The 19,645-nt window shown below is 29.1% G+C and carries 17 protein-coding genes, 2 riboswitches and 1 other annotated feature; of the genes, 16 read left to right on the forward strand and 1 reads right to left on the reverse strand.

What is annotated here, in order from left to right; genetic code table 11:
- Positions 1-4 precede the first annotated feature (4 nt).
- The 10 genes from leuD to I4V63_RS09445 all read left to right on the forward strand — a co-directional run bounded on the left by leuD (position 5) and on the right by I4V63_RS09445 (position 12,094).
- Positions 5-496, forward strand: coding sequence for a 3-isopropylmalate dehydratase small subunit (leuD, locus tag I4V63_RS09400; RefSeq protein ID WP_196001011.1), 492 nt, complete (start codon positions 5-7; stop codon positions 494-496).
- A gap of 38 nt (positions 497-534) precedes the next feature.
- A complete protein-coding gene (gene leuB / locus I4V63_RS09405) occupies positions 535-1,605 on the forward strand; it encodes a 3-isopropylmalate dehydrogenase (protein ID WP_196001012.1) in 1,071 nt (356 codons plus the stop codon).
- 114 nt (positions 1,606-1,719) lie between these two features.
- The gene (gene ilvD, locus I4V63_RS09410; protein ID WP_196001013.1) at positions 1,720-3,378 is read left to right on the forward strand and encodes a dihydroxy-acid dehydratase; all 1,659 of its coding nucleotides are present in this window, start codon (positions 1,720-1,722) and stop codon (positions 3,376-3,378) included.
- Between the two features lie 43 nt (positions 3,379-3,421).
- Complete coding sequence (ilvB, locus tag I4V63_RS09415; protein WP_196001014.1) at positions 3,422-5,107, forward strand: biosynthetic-type acetolactate synthase large subunit; 1,686 nt, start codon at positions 3,422-3,424, stop codon at positions 5,105-5,107.
- A gap of 161 nt (positions 5,108-5,268) precedes the next feature.
- Positions 5,269-6,273, forward strand: a complete 1,005-nt coding sequence (gene ilvC / locus I4V63_RS09420; protein WP_196001015.1) for a ketol-acid reductoisomerase — start codon at positions 5,269-5,271, stop codon at positions 6,271-6,273.
- 203 nt (positions 6,274-6,476) lie between these two features.
- Positions 6,477-7,400, forward strand: a complete 924-nt coding sequence (locus tag I4V63_RS09425; protein WP_196001016.1) for a type II CAAX endopeptidase family protein — start codon at positions 6,477-6,479, stop codon at positions 7,398-7,400.
- 277 nt (positions 7,401-7,677) lie between these two features.
- Positions 7,678-7,779, forward strand: a riboswitch (purine riboswitch).
- Between the two features lie 112 nt (positions 7,780-7,891).
- Positions 7,892-9,199: an NCS2 family permease gene (locus I4V63_RS09430; RefSeq protein ID WP_196001017.1), complete on the forward strand. Its 1,308-nt coding sequence runs from the start codon at positions 7,892-7,894 to the stop codon at positions 9,197-9,199.
- A gap of 148 nt (positions 9,200-9,347) precedes the next feature.
- Positions 9,348-9,535: a binding site (T-box leader), on the forward strand.
- A gap of 62 nt (positions 9,536-9,597) precedes the next feature.
- Positions 9,598-11,259 (forward strand): glutamate--tRNA ligase, encoded by a 1,662-nt coding sequence (gltX, locus tag I4V63_RS09435; protein WP_196001018.1) that lies wholly within the window; start codon positions 9,598-9,600, stop codon positions 11,257-11,259.
- 146 nt (positions 11,260-11,405) lie between these two features.
- The gene (locus tag I4V63_RS09440) at positions 11,406-11,627 is read left to right on the forward strand and encodes a hypothetical protein (protein WP_196001019.1); all 222 of its coding nucleotides are present in this window, start codon (positions 11,406-11,408) and stop codon (positions 11,625-11,627) included.
- Positions 11,628-11,890: 263 nt separating this feature from the next.
- Positions 11,891-12,094, forward strand: coding sequence for a hypothetical protein (locus I4V63_RS09445; protein WP_196001020.1), 204 nt, complete (start codon positions 11,891-11,893; stop codon positions 12,092-12,094).
- A gap of 300 nt (positions 12,095-12,394) precedes the next feature.
- Here the strand turns inward: I4V63_RS09445 and I4V63_RS09450 are convergent, their stop codons facing one another.
- Positions 12,395-14,056 carry a glutamine--tRNA ligase/YqeY domain fusion protein gene (locus I4V63_RS09450; protein WP_196001021.1) on the reverse strand — a complete coding sequence of 554 codons (1,662 nt, stop codon included), beginning with the start codon at positions 14,054-14,056 and terminating at the stop codon, positions 12,395-12,397.
- 265 nt (positions 14,057-14,321) lie between these two features.
- On the opposite strand from I4V63_RS09450, the gene I4V63_RS09455 reads away from it, so the two are divergent.
- The 6 genes from I4V63_RS09455 (at position 14,322) to I4V63_RS09480 (ending at position 19,625) form a co-directional block, all read left to right on the forward strand.
- The gene (locus tag I4V63_RS09455; RefSeq protein WP_196001022.1) at positions 14,322-14,642 is read left to right on the forward strand and encodes a DUF1540 domain-containing protein; all 321 of its coding nucleotides are present in this window, start codon (positions 14,322-14,324) and stop codon (positions 14,640-14,642) included.
- A 154-nt stretch (positions 14,643-14,796) separates the two neighbouring features.
- On the forward strand, positions 14,797-15,666 hold the full coding sequence (locus I4V63_RS09460; RefSeq protein WP_196001023.1) for a type II CAAX endopeptidase family protein: 870 nt from the start codon (positions 14,797-14,799) through the stop codon (positions 15,664-15,666).
- A 76-nt stretch (positions 15,667-15,742) separates the two neighbouring features.
- The gene (locus I4V63_RS09465) at positions 15,743-16,762 is read left to right on the forward strand and encodes a homoserine dehydrogenase (RefSeq protein ID WP_196001024.1); all 1,020 of its coding nucleotides are present in this window, start codon (positions 15,743-15,745) and stop codon (positions 16,760-16,762) included.
- A gap of 202 nt (positions 16,763-16,964) precedes the next feature.
- Positions 16,965-17,117 carry a zinc-ribbon domain-containing protein gene (locus I4V63_RS09470; RefSeq protein ID WP_196000097.1) on the forward strand — a complete coding sequence of 51 codons (153 nt, stop codon included), beginning with the start codon at positions 16,965-16,967 and terminating at the stop codon, positions 17,115-17,117.
- A gap of 186 nt (positions 17,118-17,303) precedes the next feature.
- Positions 17,304-17,867, forward strand: a complete 564-nt coding sequence (locus I4V63_RS09475; RefSeq protein WP_196001025.1) for a 5-formyltetrahydrofolate cyclo-ligase — start codon at positions 17,304-17,306, stop codon at positions 17,865-17,867.
- A 67-nt stretch (positions 17,868-17,934) separates the two neighbouring features.
- A riboswitch (SAM riboswitch) is annotated at positions 17,935-18,100 on the forward strand.
- Positions 18,101-18,347: 247 nt separating this feature from the next.
- Positions 18,348-19,625, forward strand: coding sequence for an O-acetylhomoserine aminocarboxypropyltransferase/cysteine synthase family protein (locus I4V63_RS09480; protein WP_196001026.1), 1,278 nt, complete (start codon positions 18,348-18,350; stop codon positions 19,623-19,625).
- Positions 19,626-19,645: the final 20 nt, after the last annotated feature.

The following is a 19,645-nucleotide window of genomic DNA, read 5'->3' on the forward strand; positions in this document are numbered from 1 at the left end:
AAAGATGAAAGCAACGGGAAAAGTTTTTAAATATGGAGATAATGTAGATACAGATGTAATTATACCAGCAAGATACTTAAATACATCAGACCCAAAGGAATTAGCAAGTCATTGTATGGAAGATATTGATTTAAGCTTTGCAAGTAAAGTTGAAACAGGGGATATAATTGTTGCAAACAAAAACTTTGGATGTGGTTCGTCTAGAGAACATGCACCAATAGCAATAAAGGAAAGTGGAATTAGCTGTGTTATAGCATCGACTTTTGCAAGAATATTTTATAGAAATGCAATTAATATTGGATTACCAATATTAGAATGTGATGAAGCAGTTAAATCCATTGAAGCAGGGGATGAGTTAGAGGTTAATTTTGATACAGGGGTTATTAAAAATTTAACTAAGGATGAAGAATATCAAGGAGAAGCATTCCCAGAGTTTATGCAAAATATTATAAATAATAACGGACTTATAGGTTATATAAAGAATAAGAATAAATAAAATAAAGGGCAATGGGCAAATTTTAAGGGGGAAGAATCATGAATTTTAATATAGCAGTTATACCAGGAGATGGAATAGGGCCAGAAGTTATCGATGTATCAATAAAAGTCTTAAATAAAATTGGGGAAAAATACAATCATACATTTGAATTTGAGTTTTTACAAGCCGGAGGATGTGCAATAGATTCAATGGGAACGCCACTTCCAGAAAAAACTTTAGAAATATGCAAGAAAAGTGATGCAGTTCTTTTAGGTGCTGTCGGTGGCCCTAAGTGGGATGATCCTAATGCAAAGGTAAGACCAGAACAAGCGTTATTAGGATTAAGAGGTGGCTTAAATTTGTATTGTAATTTAAGACCAGCACTTTTATATAAACCATTAAAGGAAGCATCACCATTAAAGGATAGCATAATTGGTGATGGAATTGATATTTGTGTTGTAAGAGAGCTTACTGGAGGAATTTACTTTGGTGAAAGAGGAAGAGAAGTAGTTAATGGAATAGCTTCAGCTTACGATACAGAAAGATATAATATTAAAGAAATAGAAAGAATAGTTAAAATTGGTTTTGAGACTGCAATGAAGAGAAATAAGAAGCTTACTAGTGTTGATAAGGCTAATATATTAGAAAGCTCAAGACTTTGGAGAGGCGTTGTTGAACAAATGTCTAAAGATTATCCAGAAGTTGAAGTAAATCATTTATATATTGATAATGCTTCAATGCAGTTAGTAAGGGATCCAAGACAATTTGATGTAATTGTTACTTCAAATATGTTTGGTGATATTTTATCAGATGAGGCTTCAATGATAACTGGATCAATTGGTATGCTTCCATCTGCATCATTAGGAGAAGGAACTTTAGGAATGTATGAGCCAATTCATGGTTCTGCACCTGATATTGCAGGGAAGGGAATAGCAAATCCACTAGCAACAATTCTTTCAACTGCAATGATGTTAAGATATAGTTTTAATTTAGAAAATGAAGCAAAAGAAATTGAAAATGCAGTAGTTAAGATATTAGAAGAAGGATATAGAACTGGTGATATAAAGAGTGAAGGAACTACACTTGTTGGAACTAAAGAAATGGGACAGCTTGTTTTAGAAAAACTTTAAATAGTTAAAAGCTAAAAGTTAGTAGTTAATATGGAAATTCCTTAAGGATTTTCTTAAATATATAACTAAGAACTCAAAACTACTAACTATTAACTAACATTAAGGGGGATATAAATGAGAAGTGATGTAGTTAAAAAGGGAGTTGCTAAGGCTCCACATAGATCTTTGTTTAAGGCATCAGGGTTAACTGATGAAGAAATAGATAAACCTTTGATTGGAATTGTAACATCTCAAAATGATATAATTCCTGGTCATGTTAATTTAGATAAAATTGTTGAAGGTGTTAAAAAAGGTGTATTAATGTCTGGAGGAACACCATTAGTATTTCCGACAATAGGTGTATGTGATGGAATTGCAATGGGACATCAAGGAATGAAATATTCTTTAGTAACTAGAGAGCTTATAGCTGATTCTGTTGAGTGTATGGCAAATGCTCATGCATTTGATGCTCTAGTGTTTATACCAAACTGTGACAAGATAGTTCCAGGAATGGTTATGGCTGCATTAAGAGTAAATGTTCCATCAGTAATAGTTAGTGGTGGGCCAATGCTAGCTGGTAAATTCAAAGGTAAAGAAGTATCTTTATCTACAATGTTTGAAGCTGTTGGTTCAGTTGAAAGTGGATTAATGCTTGAATCGGATTTAGCAGAATTAGAAGAAAAAGCATGTCCTACTTGTGGATCATGTTCAGGTATGTTTACTGCAAATTCTATGAATTGTTTATGTGAAGTTTTAGGATTAGCATTACCAGGCAATGGAACAATTCCAGCAGTTTATTCTGAAAGAATAAGACTTGCTAAGTATGCAGGTATGGCTGTTATGAATCTTTTAGAAAAAGATATTAAGCCAAGGGATATAGTAACAGAAGATGCAATTAAAAATGCATTAACAGTAGATATGGCACTTGGATGCTCAACAAATAGTGTTCTTCATTTAACTGCTATAGCAAATGAAGCTGAGTTACCTATAAATCTTGATATTATAAATGGAATGTCAGCGAAGGTGCCTAACTTATGTAAACTAGCTCCTGCATCTGATACTCATATAGAAGACTTATATGCAGCTGGCGGAATTAGAGCTATAATGAGTGAATTAAACAAGAAGAATTTATTAAATTTAAATTGTATTACTGCAACTGGTAAAACTGTTGGAGAAAATATTGAAAATGCAAAAGTTTTAGATTATTCAGTAATAAAACGTATAGAAGAACCATATAGTCAAACTGGTGGAATTGCAGTTTTAAAGGGAAATTTAGCACCAGATGGAGCTGTTGTTAAGAGATCAGCAGTTTTAAAAGAAATGTTGGTTCATAAAGGACCAGCTAAGGTTTTCAATTCTGAAGAAGAAGCTATTGAAGCAATTATGGGTAAGAAAATTGTTGAAGGCGATGTTGTAGTTATTAGATATGAAGGTCCAAAAGGTGGACCTGGAATGAGAGAAATGTTATCACCTACATCTGCAATATGTGGAATGGGACTTGATAAATCTGTTGCACTTATTACAGATGGAAGATTTAGTGGGGCAACTAAAGGTGCAGCAATAGGACATGTTTCTCCTGAAGCAGCTGAAGGTGGAAATATTGCGTTAGTAGAAGATGGAGATATTATTTCTATTGATATTACAAATGGTAATTTAGATTTGCTTGTCAGTGATGAAAAACTAGCAAAGCGTAGGGCAAACTTAAAACCAGTTGAGCCAAAAGTTAAAGGAGGATATTTAGCAAGATATGCTAAATTAGTTAGCTCAGCTAGCTCAGGAGCTGTATTTAAATAGTTAACTAAAAACTATTAATTAAATATAAAGGGGGTTATTTTCAATGTTATTAACAGGTGCTGAGATTCTTGTTAAGACTTTATTAAATGAAGGTGTTGACACTATTTTTGGATATCCTGGAGGATCTGTATTAAATATTTATGACTATTTGTATAAATACAGAGATCAACTTAAACATTATTTGACTTGCCATGAACAAGGTGCAGCTCATGCAGCTGATGGTTATGCAAGGTCATCAGGAAAAGTTGGGGTATGTATTGCTACATCAGGCCCAGGAGCAACAAATCTTGTAACGGGGATTGCAACTGCATATATGGATTCTGTTCCATTAGTTGCAATAACAGGTAATGTTCAAAAAAGTCTGCTTGGAAGAGATAGCTTTCAAGAGGTTGATATTACTGGAATAACAATGCCAATAACAAAACATAATTTTATTGTTAAAGATGTTAATGAATTAGAGGAAACTGTTAGAAAGGCATTTTATATTGCTAGGGAAGGAAGACCAGGACCCGTATTAATTGATATTCCAAAGGATATTACATCTGATAAAACAGAATATAAAAATTTAAAGCCATTACCAGTGGAACCAAAAAGTAAGCATATTACTGTTGATTCATTAAATGAAGTAGCTAAATACATTAATGATTCAGAACAACCACTTATTTATGCAGGTGGAGGAGTTATTAATTCAGCGGCTACTGAAGAGCTAGTTAATTTTGCAGAAAAAATTAATGCACCAGTTGCAACAACATTAATGTGTAGAGGGGCAATTCCTTCAGAACATAGGTTAAATACTGGAATGATAGGGATGCATGGAAGTAATGCATCAAATATTTTAGCAACTAAGTGCGATTTAATAATTGCATTAGGTGCAAGGTTTAGTGACAGGGTAATTAGCGATAGAGAATTTATTAATAATGCTAAGGTAATTCAAATAGATGTGGATCCGGCAGAAGTAAATAAGAATGTTAAAGTAGATTCATTTATTATAGGGGATATTAAGGTAGCATTACAAAGATTAATGCCTTTAATAGATTATAAGAAAAATGATAAGTGGTTAAAAAAAGTAGATGAATTAAAACTTTTAGCTATTACAAAAAATAATAAGGATGATGGTGAGCAATTAACACCAAGATTTTTATTTGAAAAGCTTAGTGAATTAGATAAAGGTGATTTTATTATGACGACTGAAGTTGGACAGCATCAAATGTGGACAGCACAGTATTTTAATTTTAAAACACCAAGAACTTTAATTTCATCTGGAGGACTTGGAACTATGGGATTTGGTTTAGGTGCGGCAATTGGAGTTAAGGTTGCTAATCCAGATAAAACTGTATTTAACATTGCTGGTGATGGAAGCTTTGGAATGAACTGCAATGAATTTGCAACAGCTGTTAAATATAATATTCCAATTAAAATTATTGTAATGAATAACAATGCATTAGGAATGGTTAGACAATGGCAAAGTTTATTTTATGAGGCTAGATATTCTCAAACTACTTTAGATAGAGCTACTAATTTTGTTAAGCTTGCTGAAGCATTTGGAGGCGTTGGATTTAAGGTGGAAAAAAGAGAAGAACTTGATTCTGTATTAGAAGAGGCTTTAGCTGTAGATAGACCAGTAATAATTGATTATAGAATTGATAGTGATAAAAAAGTATTTCCTATGGTTGCTCCAGGGTCACCAATCCATCAAATTATAAATGAAGAAGATCTTGCTGGGGAATAGGCAATAAGTAATAGATAAAAATTAATAGGTAATAAGTATAATTAAATATTTTTCACTTTTTATGTATTAGTTAATGATAAAAAGTTAGTTTAAATTTCTATCATAAAAATTTGATAGTGAATTTTTATAAATAAAAAATAAATAAGTCGGGGGTATAAAAAATGGCAAAGATGTTTTATGAAAAGGACACAAATTTAGGTTTATTAAAAGGAAAGAAGGTTGCAGTTATCGGTTATGGTAGCCAAGGACATGCTCACGCATTAAATCTTCATGAAAGTGGAATTGATGTAGTTGTTGGATTATATGAAGGGAGTAAATCATGGAATAAAGTTAAAGAAGCAGGATTAGAAGTTGCTACAGTTGCAAATGCTGTTAAATCTGCTGATGTTGTTATGATTTTAGTACCAGATGAAAAGCAAGCTAAATTATATAAAGAAGAAATAGCTCCATATTTAGAAGAAGGAAATGCTTTAGTATTTGCTCATGGATTTAATATTCATTATGGACAAATAGTTCCTCCAGCAAATGTTGATGTATTTATGGTTGCGCCAAAGGGACCAGGACATATGGTAAGAAGAACTTATACTCAAGGATCAGGAGTTCCTTGTTTAATAGCAGTTCAACAAGATTACACAGGAAAAGCTAAAGAATTTGCATTAGCTTATGCTAATGGAATTGGTGGAGCTAGAGCTGGTGTATTAGAAACTACATTCAAAGATGAAACTGAAACAGATTTATTTGGTGAACAAGCAGTTCTTTGTGGAGGTGTTACAGCACTTATTAAAGCTGGATTTGAAACTTTAGTAGAAGGTGGATATGCTCCAGAAAATGCTTACTTTGAATGTTTACATGAAATGAAGCTTATTGTTGATTTAATATACCAAGGTGGTATGGCAGCAATGAGATATTCTATATCTGATACAGCTGAATATGGTGATTACATGATTGGTAATAGAATAGTTACTGATGAAACTAAAAAAGAAATGAAGAAGGTTTTAACTGAAATCCAAGATGGTACTTTTGCAAGAAATTGGTTAATGGAAAACCAAGTTGGAAGACCACAATTTAATGCTATGAGAAGAATGGAATCAGAACATCAAATCGAAAAAGTTGGTAAAGAATTAAGAGAAATGATGTCTTGGATCGATACTAAGAACTTAGATTAATAAATTATAGCTTTTTTGATTAAATAAATGTAGGAAAAGGAATTACAGTTCATAGTAGAGTTGTAATTCCTTATTTTTGTATAAATTCACAAAAACCATAAGATCTAAAACAATGACATGTAAAATTATAGTATTAATATTAAAATTTAATAATGATGTTTTGGTTTTTAAATTATATTTAATTATTGATTGGAGGAGAGAAAATGGAATTAAAAACTAGAGTAGATGATAAGAAAGTATTTGCCAAAATTGGACTAGCCACTTTTGTTTGTATGATAGTAGTAAATGTTATACAAGTGATTTATTATTCAGTTATTAATTTAATTAATCCGTCATTATTGCAACAACCTTGGATAAATTATGTAGCTATTGCAATTAGTTTTTATCTTATAGGTTTTCCTATATTTTATGTGATGGTTAAGAAACTTCCTGATGGTGAAAAAAGGGAAAGTAAAAGCTTAAGTGTAGGAAAAATAATTTTATTATTTTTTATGTCTTATGCAATATTATATGTGGTTAATTTTTTAACTACGCTTTTAATGATGTTAATTGCTTCAATAAAGGGAGGTGAGATAATAAATCCAATAGCGAATGTAGTAGGAGCGAGTAATTGGATTTGGAGTTTAATCTTTGTTGGTATATTATCTCCAATTGTTGAGGAAATGCTATTTAGAGGTATAATGCTTAATAAGATAAGAATGTATGGTGATAAAGTAGCTATAGTTACAACAGCAGTTTTATTTGGATTATTTCATGCAAATTTTTCACAGTTTTTTTATGCCGTTGGATTAGGAGTTATATTTGCATATGTAACATTAAAGACTGGTACTATAAAATATTCAATAATATTACATATAGCAATTAATATTGTTGGAAGCGTAATTATGCCAGCCATAGTTGGAGATGGTAGTAATATAGCACTAATAGGAGTTGCGGGATTTATTTTAATAGCAATTACTATTATAGGAATAGTTTTATTAATTATTAATAGAAAGAATATACATTTATCAGAAGGTGAAATAAAATTGGAAAAGGGTAGGGTTACAAAAACTATTTATTTGAATGTAGGAATGATTTTATATATAGCGCTTTGTGTAATATCAATGATATCGGTGGTAATGATGTAAAGTATAGATTAAATTTGTACATTAATGACATTTGCAAATATAGAGTTATTTATTTGCGTTATAATTACTGGAATTAAAATCTAAATTAGATAAAAATAATAAGATTTGAAATTTATTTTTTATAGATCTATATTATCCTATATTGGTATTTTATAGATCTATTTTAATGTATAATCTATAAAAATACGAACATTAATGTTTAAAAAAGTGAGAAAATTATGGAATTTGGTTGTATTTATGGACAATTTATTGTTTTTATATTAATATTATTCTTATGATAAAAAGTAATCGTGTTTATCGTATAAAGTTGGTAATAAGGTCCAACCGTATCTACCAAGTCACCATAAATGACTTGACTACGATATTTCTTAAATAAAGAGTATTTTTAAGAAATTTTATATACAATCATAAAAAATATACTTACACTTCAAATATCCTTAGCATGCGATAAATAGAACGGTTACTAAAAATATGCATGGAGGGAATAACAAATGATGAATTTCATATCGAATTATTTTAATTTTCAAGGAAAAAGAACAAATTTAAAGACAGAAACGATAGCAGGAATAACTACATTTTTAACAATGGCATATGCGCTTTTTTTAATTCCTAGTGTTTTAGCAGATGCAGAAATGCCAGAAAAAAGTGTCTTTGTTGCAACAGCATTAGCAGCAGCAATTGGTACTTTGATTATGGGTATATTTGCAAAATTTCCAATGGGACTAGCACCTGGGATTGGATTAAATGCATTTTTTACATATAGTGTATGTATAGGAATGGATATTCCATGGCAAACAGCTTTATCAGGTGTACTTGCATCAGGAATTATTTTCTTAATAATATCAGCAACAGGTTTAAGAGAATTAGTTATTAAGGCAATACCAACTAATTTAAAGTTTGCTGTAAGTGCAGGTATTGGATTATTTATAGCTTTTATTGGTTTAAAAAATGCAGGAATAGTTGTAGCAAATGAAGCAACATTTGTAGGCCTTGGGGATTTAACAAATCCAACAGTTTTACTTTCAATATTTGGCCTTATTGTAATGGCAATATTAATGGTTAGAGGATCTAATATAGCAATATTTATTGGAATGGTAGCAACAGTAGTTGTTGGAATGATATTTGGATTAATTAATTTACCAACTTCAATAATATCAATGCCACCATCAATTGCTCCAACTTTTGGAGTGGCGATTAAAAATTTAGGAAATATTTTTAATCCACAAATGATTTTAGTTATATTTACTTTCTTATTTATGGATTTCTTTGATACTGCAGGAACGTTAGTTGCAGTTGGTTCAAAGGTTGGATTACTTAAAAAAGATGGTTCAGTTGAAGGCGGATCTAAAGCCTTACTTGCAGATTCAGTTGCAACTTGTATAGGATCAGTATTTGGAACAACTAATACTACATCTTATGTTGAATCCTTATCAGGGGTTGCAGTAGGAGCAAAAACAGGATTTTCAAGTGTAGTAGTTGGATTATTATTCTTAGTTTCATTATTCTTCTCACCATTACTTACAGTAATTACTTCAGCAGTAACTGCACCAGCACTTATTATAGTTGGTTCATTAATGTGTAGTAATCTTAAAGAAATTGAATGGGATAAGCCAGAAGTTTCAATTTCATCATTTTTAACTATAATATTAATGCCTTTAACATATAGCATTGGTGAGGGTATAGCATGTGGTTTTTTATCATATGTAGTACTTATGATATTTAAAGGAAAAGCTAAAAAGGTACATCCAGTTATGTATGTATTAGCATTTTTATTTATAATATATTTTGCAGTAAGATAAAAATTTTTATTTATAAAATTGAAGCTGAATTATAGGTAGAAGATAATTCAGCTTCAATTTATTTTTATATATTCACTTTAGTATAAATACTTTACAATAATAATTGTAATCTGTATAATTAATCTGTAATTTGAAAATAATAGTTAATATAATTGTGTTGATTAGGAGCAGTAAATAGAACTTTAATTTAAAGCGATTTAGGAAGTGGTGTAAGCCTAAAATTTAAAACTATTGAAGGAAACCTAGGAGCAATAAAATTAAATAAGTATTTGAGTGGGTTAATTTATATTAACCAATTTAGGTGGTAACGCGGAAATACAGTCTTTCGTCCTAAAAGTTTAGGATGAAAGACTTTTTATTTTGTAAAAAATAAATAAGATTAAAAGGAGAAAAGTAATATGGCATTTGAAAAGTTAGCTGAAATGATATTCCCAAATGTAGAACATGATAGAGAATATTATATAGCAAAATACCCAAAGAGAAATTTAAAAGAAGGTGCTAGAGTAACTAGATATGCACCATCACCAACAGGATTCCAACATATAGGTGGAGTTTTTGCTGCATTAATAAATGAAAGATTAGCAAGTCAAAGTGAAGGTGTTTTCTATTTAAGAATAGAAGATACTGACCAAAAAAGAGAAGTTGAAGGTGCTATAGAAGATACAATTGCAACTATGCACAATTTTGGAATGGACTTCAGTGAAGGAATGACTGGTCAAGAAACTTCAAAAGGTGAATATGGTCCATATAGACAAAGTGAAAGAGCAGAAATATATAGAACTTTTGCCAAGGACTTATTATTAAAAGGATTAGCATACCCTGATTTCTGCACTCCAGAAGAGTTAGCAGCATTAAGAGAAGAACAAATTGCTAATAAGATAACTCCTGGATACTATGGAGAATATGCTAAATACAGAAATATTACTGAAGAAGAAGCTATTGAAAGAATAAATAATGGTGAAACTTATATCTTAAGATTAAAATCACCAGGAAACATTGAAAATAGAGTAGAATTCCATGACTTAATAAAAGGAGATATATCTTTCCCAGAAAACAATCAAGATGTTGTTTTAATAAAAGGAGATGGACTTCCAACTTATCATTTTGCACATGCAATTGATGATTATTTAATGAGAACTACAGATGTAATAAGAGGAGAAGAATGGTTATCATCTCTTCCAATACATGTTCAATTATTTGAAGTATTAGGCTTTGAAAGACCAAACTATGCTCATATTCCAACAATAATGAAGCAAGAAGGTGGATCTAAGAGAAAACTTTCTAAGAGAAAAGATGCTGAAGCAGCTGTATCTTACTATAACGAAGTTGGATATCCAGTAGTTTGTGTTATTGAATACTTATTAAATATAGTAAACTCAAGCTATGAAGAATGGAGAGCAGAAAATCCTACTGCTGATTACCATGAATTCTATGTTGCTTTAGAAAAAATGAGCAAGAGTGGAGCATTATTTGATTTAGTTAAGTTAAATGACGTTTCTAAAGATGTTATTGCTAGAATGCCAGCAAACAAAGTATATGAACAATATACAGCATGGGCTAAACAATATGATGAAGAAATGTATAACTTAGTAACTTCAAATGAAGCTATGTCTAAGGAAATATTCAACATAGATAAAGAAGGTCCAAAGCCAAGAAAAGATTTTGCTAAATGGGATGAAGTTAAAGAAAAGATTTTCTATTTCTTTGATGAATTATTCTATAATGAAACAGCAGATCAAGTTGAATTACCAAAGACTTTATCATTAGAAAATGCTAAAGCTGTAATTGAAGAATATGCTAAGAAGTTTAACTTCAATGCTGGAAGCCAAGAAAATTGGTTTGAAGATTTAAAAGTAATTGGAGCAGAACTTGGGTACTGTGCAAATAGAAAAGAATATAAAGCTAATCCAGAGCAATATAAAGGGATGATCTCTGATGTTGCAGGTGCAGTAAGAAGTGCATTATCACATAGAACAAATACTCCAGACCTTTATACTATAATGCAAATTATTGGTGAAGATAAGGTTAAAGAAAGATTTAATAAATTTTTAGAGCTATAAGATAATATAAAATTTTAAAATATGTTGATGTTTAGCTATATTAATTAATAATTATAAATCATATATTATTTAAAGTAATATTTGCCATGTATTATATAAGGTAAACTTCATAAAATAGTATCGAAAATAGAAATGGAGGTAATTTTATGAATAATAATTCAAACATGAACAAACAAAATATTAATAATCAACAACAGGGTAATATGCAAAGTAATACTCAACAAAGTATGAATAGCAGTGCTCAACAACAAAGCAATATGCAAAATAGTGCAAACTCTCAACAAGGAATGAGTAGTGCTCAAATCGATTCAAACATAGAAGCTTATAAAAAAGCACAACAAAATGCTAATCAAAATTCAATGCAATAAAAATATTTGAGTTATAAAAACTCCTTATAATTAGGGGTTTTTATTTTTTTATAGTTATAAAAATGTTAAAAAAATTTAAAATGGAGAACTAGATACATAAAATTATATTACAGGAAAAAAGGACTTATTATAGTAACAAGCACAATTAATACAAGGTATCAAAGATGATAAAAAGTACAAACTATTAATGTAGCGGTGGTAGAACTAAGTTAAGACTTGGCTGTATCAGGGCTAAATTCAAAAGTACACTGGAGGTAAATGTTATGGATAAACATTCAAAGTGTGGATGTCATACAAAAGAAAAAAGTAGTTGTGAATCAAGTTGCGGATGTGGATGCAATAGTGGAGCACCAAAATCTGCAGTAAATAATCAATGGGCATCACCAGCTGGTGTAAAAGTAGAAAATTATAAGGATTGCACATGCGAAAAAAAAGAAAAAACTGCAACCAATAATCAGTGGTCATAATTTAAAATCAATTTATAGAAATAAATTCTAGTATTAAATTAATAATATGGAACAAAATAATATTGATAAGAGTGTTGGAGAAAAATTGATGGGATGAAGATTAAAAATAATTAAATCTTAAACAATTTAACTGATGTCTATAGTTTTTGCACCGAAAGAAAAATTATAGAGAAATGATTATATAAGTGGCAGTTCAGTGTAAATCCGATTAAAAGTATTACTGTGTATGAAACCTCAAAAACACTCACTATACCTAATTAAAATAAGAGAAAGGCAAATGCCTTTCTCTTATTTTTCTTTTTATTTTAATTTAAATGAAGATTTTAAAGATACAATTCTGTTAAATACTAATTTATCAGCAGTTGTATACTTAGTATCAACATTAAAGAATCCATTTCTAACTAATTGGAACTTATCTTGAGGTTTAGCATCCTTAGCAGCTGTTGGCTCAATAAATCCTTGTAAAATTTCTATAGAGTTTGGATTTATTTGTTCTAAGAAATTCTTACCTTCATTTTCAGGAACATCATCTAAGATTAATGGTTCATATAATCTAAATTCAGCAGGTACGCAGTTGTTTGCATCTACCCAGTGAATAGTTCCTTTAACTTTTCTTCCTGTAAATCCAGAACCACTTTTAGTTTCAGGATCATAAGTACAGTGAATTTCAGTAACATTACCATTTTCATCTTTGATAACTTCATTACACTTAACAAAATAAGCACCCATTAATCTAACTTCATTACCAGGGAATAATCTAAAGTATTTCTTTATAGGAACTTCCATGAAGTCTTCTTGTTCTACATATAACTCTCTTGAGAATGGAACAAGTCTTTTACCAAAAGATTCATCTTTAGCATTATTGCTAACTTCAAGCATTTCAGTTTGCCCTTCTGGATAGTTAGTAATAACTAATTTTAAAGGTCTTAAAACTGCCATGGCATTAGGAGCCTTCATTTGTAAATCTTCTCTTACAAAATAATCAAGCATTTGAGAATCTACTGTAGAGTTTGCTTTAGCAACACCAATTGCTGAACAGAAATTCTTTAGAGCTTCTGGTGTACAACCTCTTCGTCTTAAACCAGAAATAGTAGGCATTCTTGGATCATCCCATCCATCAACAACACCTTCATCAACTAATTGCTTAAGTTTTCTCTTACTCATAACAGTATTAGTCATATTTAATCTAGCAAATTCAATTTGTCTAGGTTGGCAATCCATTTCACATTCTCTTACAACCCAATCATATAGAGGTCTATGGTCTTCAAATTCTAAAGTACAAATAGAATGAGTTACATTTTCTATAGCATCTTCTAATGGATGTGCAAAGTCATACATTGGATATATGCACCATTTATCACCTGTATTATGATGATGTGCATGAGCAATTCTATAAATAATAGGATCTCTCATGTTCATATTTGGAGAAGTCATATCAATTTTTGCTCTTAAAACTTTTTCTCCATCAGCAAATTCTCCATTCTTCATTCTCTCGAATAAATCTAGATTTTCTTCAACAGTTCTGTTTCTATAAGGGCTTTCTTTACCAGGTTCAGTTAAAGTACCTCTATATTCTTTAGCTTCTTCTGGTGTTAAATCACAAACATAAGCTAAGCCTTTCTTTATTAATAAAACAGCTCTGTTATACATTTCATCAAAGTAATTTGATGCAAAGTAAAGTTCATCCCATTTTCCACCAAGCCATTCTACATCTTCTTTAATTGATTGAACATATTCTGTATCTTCTTTTACAGGGTTAGTATCATCGAATCTAAGATGTGTTTTACCATGGAATTCTTCAGCTAATCCAAAGTTTAAAAGAATAGATTTTGCATGACCTATATGTAGGTATCCATTTGGTTCAGGTGGGAAACGTGTAATTATTTCCTTATGTTTTCCGTTTTCTAAATCGTCAATTATTATGTTTCTTATAAAATTAGAAGAATTAATTTCACTTGACATATTTTACCTCTCCTATTAACGCTTAATTATTTAAGTTAAAAATATTCTTAAAGGAATTTAAAATTATTCTATAAAGAATAATTATGTCCTAAGTAAATAACATTTATAACATATATTTTAACTATTACTAATAATTTTAATCGAATATAAGTAAAAAATAAAGTAACTTATAGAAAAAGTTAGATAATTACTTCATGAAAGTATAAAAAAGTAAGCTTATAACAATAATATATAGAGAATTATGTACTAAAGAGGAGGTATAAGAATGAATAATTTATCATGTAATGTTACTACATGTATATATAATTCACAAAACTTGTGTAGCAAAGAAAGTATTAAAATTGCAGGTAAAAATACTATTACAGCCAATTTTACAAGTTGTGAAGACTTTAGAAGAAAAACTGGTGAACTTACTAATAGTGTTAAATCAGCTAATACAATGTTAGATGTAACTTGCGAAGCTATAAATTGTGAATATAACAAAGATAATAAATGTGAGGCATCAAATATAACAATTGGTGGAGATTATGCTTTATCTGAAATACAAACAGAATGTTCAACTTTTGTATCAAAGATTAATAAATAGATAAATAATGTAAGGCTAGCTATAAATATATTATTTAGGATTAAGAATATATTTATTAAATAAGCTAGCTTTTTTATGCAATCTTGTTTACATTAATTGGTTTTTAAAATAAAATAGATATATAAATCAATTAAAAAGAAAAGGATTAATTTTAATGAAGATTAATTATATAAGGGAATTAAATAGTAGCAAAATAAATTTAAGTCCATTAAACTTTTGGCAGGCTATAGGAATAACAATTTTATTTGATATAATAACTTTATTTTTAAATAAACCTACGGATATTTTTTATATTATATTAAATAGTTTAGGAGTTGCAACATATAGTGGATTTTGGATGTGGATATCGACAGCATTATCTGCAGCATATGAGTTTGGTGCAATATTAATATTAATTATTTTTCTAAACAATAAAAACAATAAAGTAAATAATATAAATACTGGTTTTAAGTTGAGAAAAAGAGATTGGGTATTAGTTCCGCTACTAATAGTTTCATATATTTTATTAACTTATGGATGGTTTGATTATATTTTATATTTCTTTCCAACGGGTAATACATATGAATATGTTATTGATTATTTAAATTCAATTCCGATGGTTATATTGATGATAGAATCTTGTGTAATGGCACCTTTTTTTGAGGAACTATTGTATAGGGGAATTATATTAAATGGATTAATTAATAGATATAGTGGAAAAAAAGCTATTGTTTATTCAGCATTAATATTTGGAATAGCGCATCTGAATTTTCCACAAGGAATTAATGCATTTTTATTAGGGTTAATAATAGGAACTGTATATTATTATACAAGATCAATATATTTATGTATGATAATGCATTTTGCTAATAACTTCTTAGTTAATTTTGTTTATTATCCAACTTCACAGTTATGGACAAACATTTTATTTGTATTACTTCCTATATTAGGTTTAGTGTTAATGATTTACTTATTTAAGATATTAAGTTTAAAAGAGAGAAGTAAAGAAGCTATTAATTATATAATAAATAACGATTTTAAATAAAATGAGTGATGAAATAATTAGCATTTATCTTTAAATAGATAAGTGCTTTTATAATATAAAATTGGGGGTGAATACTATGAATATTGGGTTAATTGGATTTGGAAGAGTAGGACAAGCACTAATAAAATTGTTAATAGATAAAGAAAGTTATTTATTGCAAAAATACAATTTGAAAATAAAAGTAAAATACATAATAAAAAGCAATGGAGGAATATACAATCCTTCTGGAATAAATTTAAGTCAGATATTAAAATTTATTGGTGAAAATATAAGTATTACATGTCACAATGAGTGGAAAGATAATTTGAATATTAATGATATTATTGATAATAATGATATAGATACTTTGGTAGAGTTAACTTCAACTAATATAGAAACTGGTGAACCAGGGCTTACTCATATTAGAAAATCATTAAAAAATAATATAAATGTTGTTACAGGGAATAAAGGTCCTATTTTATTAGATTATAAAAATTTAAAAGTTTTATCTGATAGTAATAATGTGGAGCTTAAGGTTGGATGTACAACAGGTGGAGCATTACCTTCAATTAATGGAGGAATATATGATATTGCAGGTAGTGAAATTCAAAGTATTGAAGGTATATTAAATGGTACAACTAATTATATATTAAGTAAAATGGCTAATGATAATATAGACTATAAAGAAGCTTTATTAGAAGCACAAAAAGATGGGATAGCAGAAGCCAATCCTAGTTTAGATGTTTTAGGGTATGATACAGCAAGTAAAATAATTATTTTATCAAATGTACTTATGAATTCAGATTTAAAACTAGAAGATTTAAAAGTTAATGGCATTGAAGAAGTTAGAATAGATGATATAAAAAAGGTTAAAAGAAAGGGAAATAAGATAAAGTTAATTGGTAAAGTATATAAAAAAGATAATTTAGTTAAGGCTTATGTGAAACCAATAGAAATTGATGAAAACCATCCATTATATTGTGTTGATTATAAAAATAAGGGAATATATTATAAAACAGATACTTTAGGGGATATAAGTATAATTGGAGGAGCTTCTGGAACCATGAATGCTGCTGCTTCAATATTAAGGGATATAATATTAATTAAGGGTGTTTAGATAACAATACTGTGTAAAATATTGTATGAATTTTAATTATTTATAAAAAATGATTAAAAAAGGTTGCAATTTAATAAATACTATGTTATTATAAGAGAGTAGCAAAGTTGCTAACAAAAAAAGTTTCATTTAGGTAAATAGTTTCTCGAAAATTAGAGATTATTATATCAATTTAGAATCTTTAATTTTAGGAGGAATATTTATGACAGATAAAACATTAGTATGTAGAGATTGTGGAAGTGAATTCGTATTTTCAGTAGGAGAACAAGAATTCTACAAAGAAAAAGGATTCGATAACGAGCCAACAAGATGTGTATCTTGTAGAAGAGCTAAAAAAGAACAAAATAGAAGATAATTTTAGATTATTATAGGTTGTAGTTTAAACTACAACCTTTTTTGATTATATTAAAATATAAAAATTAACTAATAAAATATGTAGTAGGGTTAGAGTATAATGATAAATAAGAATGTCACTTAATATAGAGATGTATAAAAAGCAAGATACAGATGGATAGAAAGTAATTTGGGGAGCGTGAGACTCATGGATAAGAATTATATAAGAAAAGAAATATTGAAGACAAGAAATGATATAGAAGTAGTTTTAAAAAAAGAATATGATAGTATAATCTTTAAAAGGTTGATTAATAGTGATACTTATAAGAATGCCAATAAAATATTTACTTATATAAGTTTTGGTTCGGAAGTTGATACTAAGGAATTTATAAAATATGCATTAAGTGATAATAAAGAAATTTATGTACCAAAAACCGATAAAAGTAAAAGGGAAATGGTAGCTATGAAAATTAACAGTTTAGATAACATGGGTGTAGATAAGTGGGGAATACTTGAACCTAAAACTATGGAAGAAGATAAAATTGGAGAAGAATTTGATTTAATAATTATGCCAGGAGTAGCTTTTGATAAATTTGGAAATAGGATTGGCTATGGTGGAGGATATTATGATAAATATATTTCTAGAAAAAATATTAAATGTCCTAAAATTGCATTGGCATATGATTTGCAGATTATTGATAAAATACAGTGTGAGGAACATGATATAAAGGCAGATGGGGTAATATCAAATAAAGAGTTTATAAAAATGTAAAAAATTATAAAAATCATTGAAAAAATATTCCATATGTGTATAATAAAGATAACAAGTAAATAAAAATCTTTTATTAAGAACGGTGGAGGGACTGGCCCTGAGAAACCTAGCAACCTGTTATCAGTGACAAGTTGTAAGTGACAAGTTATATAAATTAACTGTGACTTATATTTATAAATTTTGCTGATGTACGTTGGTGCTAAATCCTGCAGGTTTAACCTGAGAAATGAGAGTATATATTAGTAAAATAGAGTTTTATGCTATTTCTCATTATCTATAAGGATAATAAGAAGTAGTTTTTTTTGTATAAAAATTATAAAGTTGAATTTATAACAATTAAGAAAAAGGTTAATATTTTTCCATTAATAATTAATAAAAGATTAATAAGTATCAAAACTTAAATGAATATAGGATTAGAGTTGAAGTTAATTACTAACTAGAAACTACTAACTCCTAATTATAAAAAAGGGGGCTTTATTTATGTCAAATAATTTAGGAAAAGGAACAATAGGAATTCATGGGGGGTATTCACCAAAGTCAGGTGAGACAAGAGTGTTACCAATTTATCAAAGTGCAACTTACAAATATGATGATCCAGATACACTAGAAGCTTTATTTGCTTTAAAATCAGAAGGACACTTATACAGTAGAATTTCTAATCCAACAGTTGGGGCGCTAGAGGATAAATATGCAAAATTAGAAGGGGGAGTTGGAGCAGTAGCAACAGCTTCAGGACAATCAGCAATACTTTATGCAGTTTTAAACCTTTGTAAAGCAGGAGATCATATTATTTCAGTAACATCTTTATATGGAGGAACAGTTAATTTATTTAATGTTCATTTAAAGAATTTAGGAATAGAAGTTAGTTTTGTTGAACCAGATGCATCTGAAGAAGAAATATTATCACTAGCAAAAGAAAATACAAAGGCTATATATGGTGAAACAATAGGAAATCCAGGATTAAATATTTTAGACTTTGATAAGTTTTCTTCAGTTGCTAAAAAAATTCAAGTGCCACTTATAATAGATAATACGGTAGCAACACCATATCATTGCAATCCATTTGAACATGGTGCAAATATAGTTGTACATTCAACAACAAAGTATTCAGAAGGACATGCTCAAACAATTGGTGGAATAGTAGTAGATGGAGGAAACTTTGATTGGACTAATGGTAAGTTTAATGACTTTACAACACCAGATCCAAGTTATCATGGACTTAAGTATGTTGAAAGCTTTGGACAAGCTGCATATATAGTAAAGCTTAGAGTAACTTTATTAAGAGATTTAGGAGCTTGTATGAGTCCATTTAATGCTTACTTAACTAACTTAGGATTAGAAACTTTACATTTAAGAATGGAAAGACATTCAAAAAATGCTTTAGAAATAGCTCAGTGGTTAACTACTCAAGAAAAGGTTTCATGGGTTAACTATCCATTACTTGAAGGAAGTAAATATTATGATTTAGCAAAGAAATACCTTAAAGGTGGAGCTAGTGGTCTTTTAACATTTGGAGTTAAGGGTGGAATTGATAATGCTAAAGAATTTAGTAGGAGATTAAATGTAATTGCCTTAGCAGTAACTTTAGGAGATACAAGAAGTTGTTTATTACATCCAGCAACTACAAGTCATAGTCAATTAAACGAAGAGGAATTGTTAGCGAGTGGAGTTACACCAGATTTATTAAGACTTTCTGTGGGGATAGAAGATTCTAAAGATTTAATTAATGATATTAGTGAAGCATTAAAAGCTATATAGGTATTTGATTGGAGGAATAG

Origin of the sequence: Clostridium sp. 1001271B_151109_B4 (assembly GCF_015670405.1) — a bacterium.
Taxonomy (GTDB): domain Bacteria; phylum Bacillota; class Clostridia; order Clostridiales; family Clostridiaceae; genus Clostridium.

Excerpts from the sequence above, each read along its gene's own strand:
- ilvB (WP_196001014.1), top strand. The coding sequence starts at position 3,422 with ATGTTATTAACAGGTGCTGAGATTCTTGTTAAGACTTTATTAAATGAA.
- I4V63_RS09465 (WP_196001024.1), top strand. The coding sequence starts at position 15,743 with ATGAATATTGGGTTAATTGGATTTGGAAGAGTAGGACAAGCACTAATA.
- I4V63_RS09470 (WP_196000097.1), top strand. The coding sequence starts at position 16,965 with ATGACAGATAAAACATTAGTATGTAGAGATTGTGGAAGTGAATTCGTA.
- I4V63_RS09455 (WP_196001022.1), top strand. The coding sequence starts at position 14,322 with ATGAATAATTTATCATGTAATGTTACTACATGTATATATAATTCACAA.
- I4V63_RS09445 (WP_196001020.1), top strand. The coding sequence starts at position 11,891 with ATGGATAAACATTCAAAGTGTGGATGTCATACAAAAGAAAAAAGTAGT.
- I4V63_RS09425 (WP_196001016.1), top strand. The coding sequence starts at position 6,477 with ATGGAATTAAAAACTAGAGTAGATGATAAGAAAGTATTTGCCAAAATT.
- gltX (WP_196001018.1), top strand. The coding sequence starts at position 9,598 with ATGGCATTTGAAAAGTTAGCTGAAATGATATTCCCAAATGTAGAACAT.
- leuB (WP_196001012.1), top strand. The coding sequence starts at position 535 with ATGAATTTTAATATAGCAGTTATACCAGGAGATGGAATAGGGCCAGAA.
- I4V63_RS09440 (WP_196001019.1), top strand. The coding sequence starts at position 11,406 with ATGAATAATAATTCAAACATGAACAAACAAAATATTAATAATCAACAA.
- ilvD (WP_196001013.1), top strand. The coding sequence starts at position 1,720 with ATGAGAAGTGATGTAGTTAAAAAGGGAGTTGCTAAGGCTCCACATAGA.
- leuD (WP_196001011.1), top strand. The coding sequence starts at position 5 with ATGAAAGCAACGGGAAAAGTTTTTAAATATGGAGATAATGTAGATACA.
- I4V63_RS09430 (WP_196001017.1), top strand. The coding sequence starts at position 7,892 with ATGATGAATTTCATATCGAATTATTTTAATTTTCAAGGAAAAAGAACA.
- I4V63_RS09475 (WP_196001025.1), top strand. The coding sequence starts at position 17,304 with ATGGATAAGAATTATATAAGAAAAGAAATATTGAAGACAAGAAATGAT.
- ilvC (WP_196001015.1), top strand. The coding sequence starts at position 5,269 with ATGGCAAAGATGTTTTATGAAAAGGACACAAATTTAGGTTTATTAAAA.
- I4V63_RS09460 (WP_196001023.1), top strand. The coding sequence starts at position 14,797 with ATGAAGATTAATTATATAAGGGAATTAAATAGTAGCAAAATAAATTTA.
- I4V63_RS09450 (WP_196001021.1), bottom strand. The coding sequence starts at position 14,056 with ATGTCAAGTGAAATTAATTCTTCTAATTTTATAAGAAACATAATAATT.
- I4V63_RS09480 (WP_196001026.1), top strand. The coding sequence starts at position 18,348 with ATGTCAAATAATTTAGGAAAAGGAACAATAGGAATTCATGGGGGGTAT.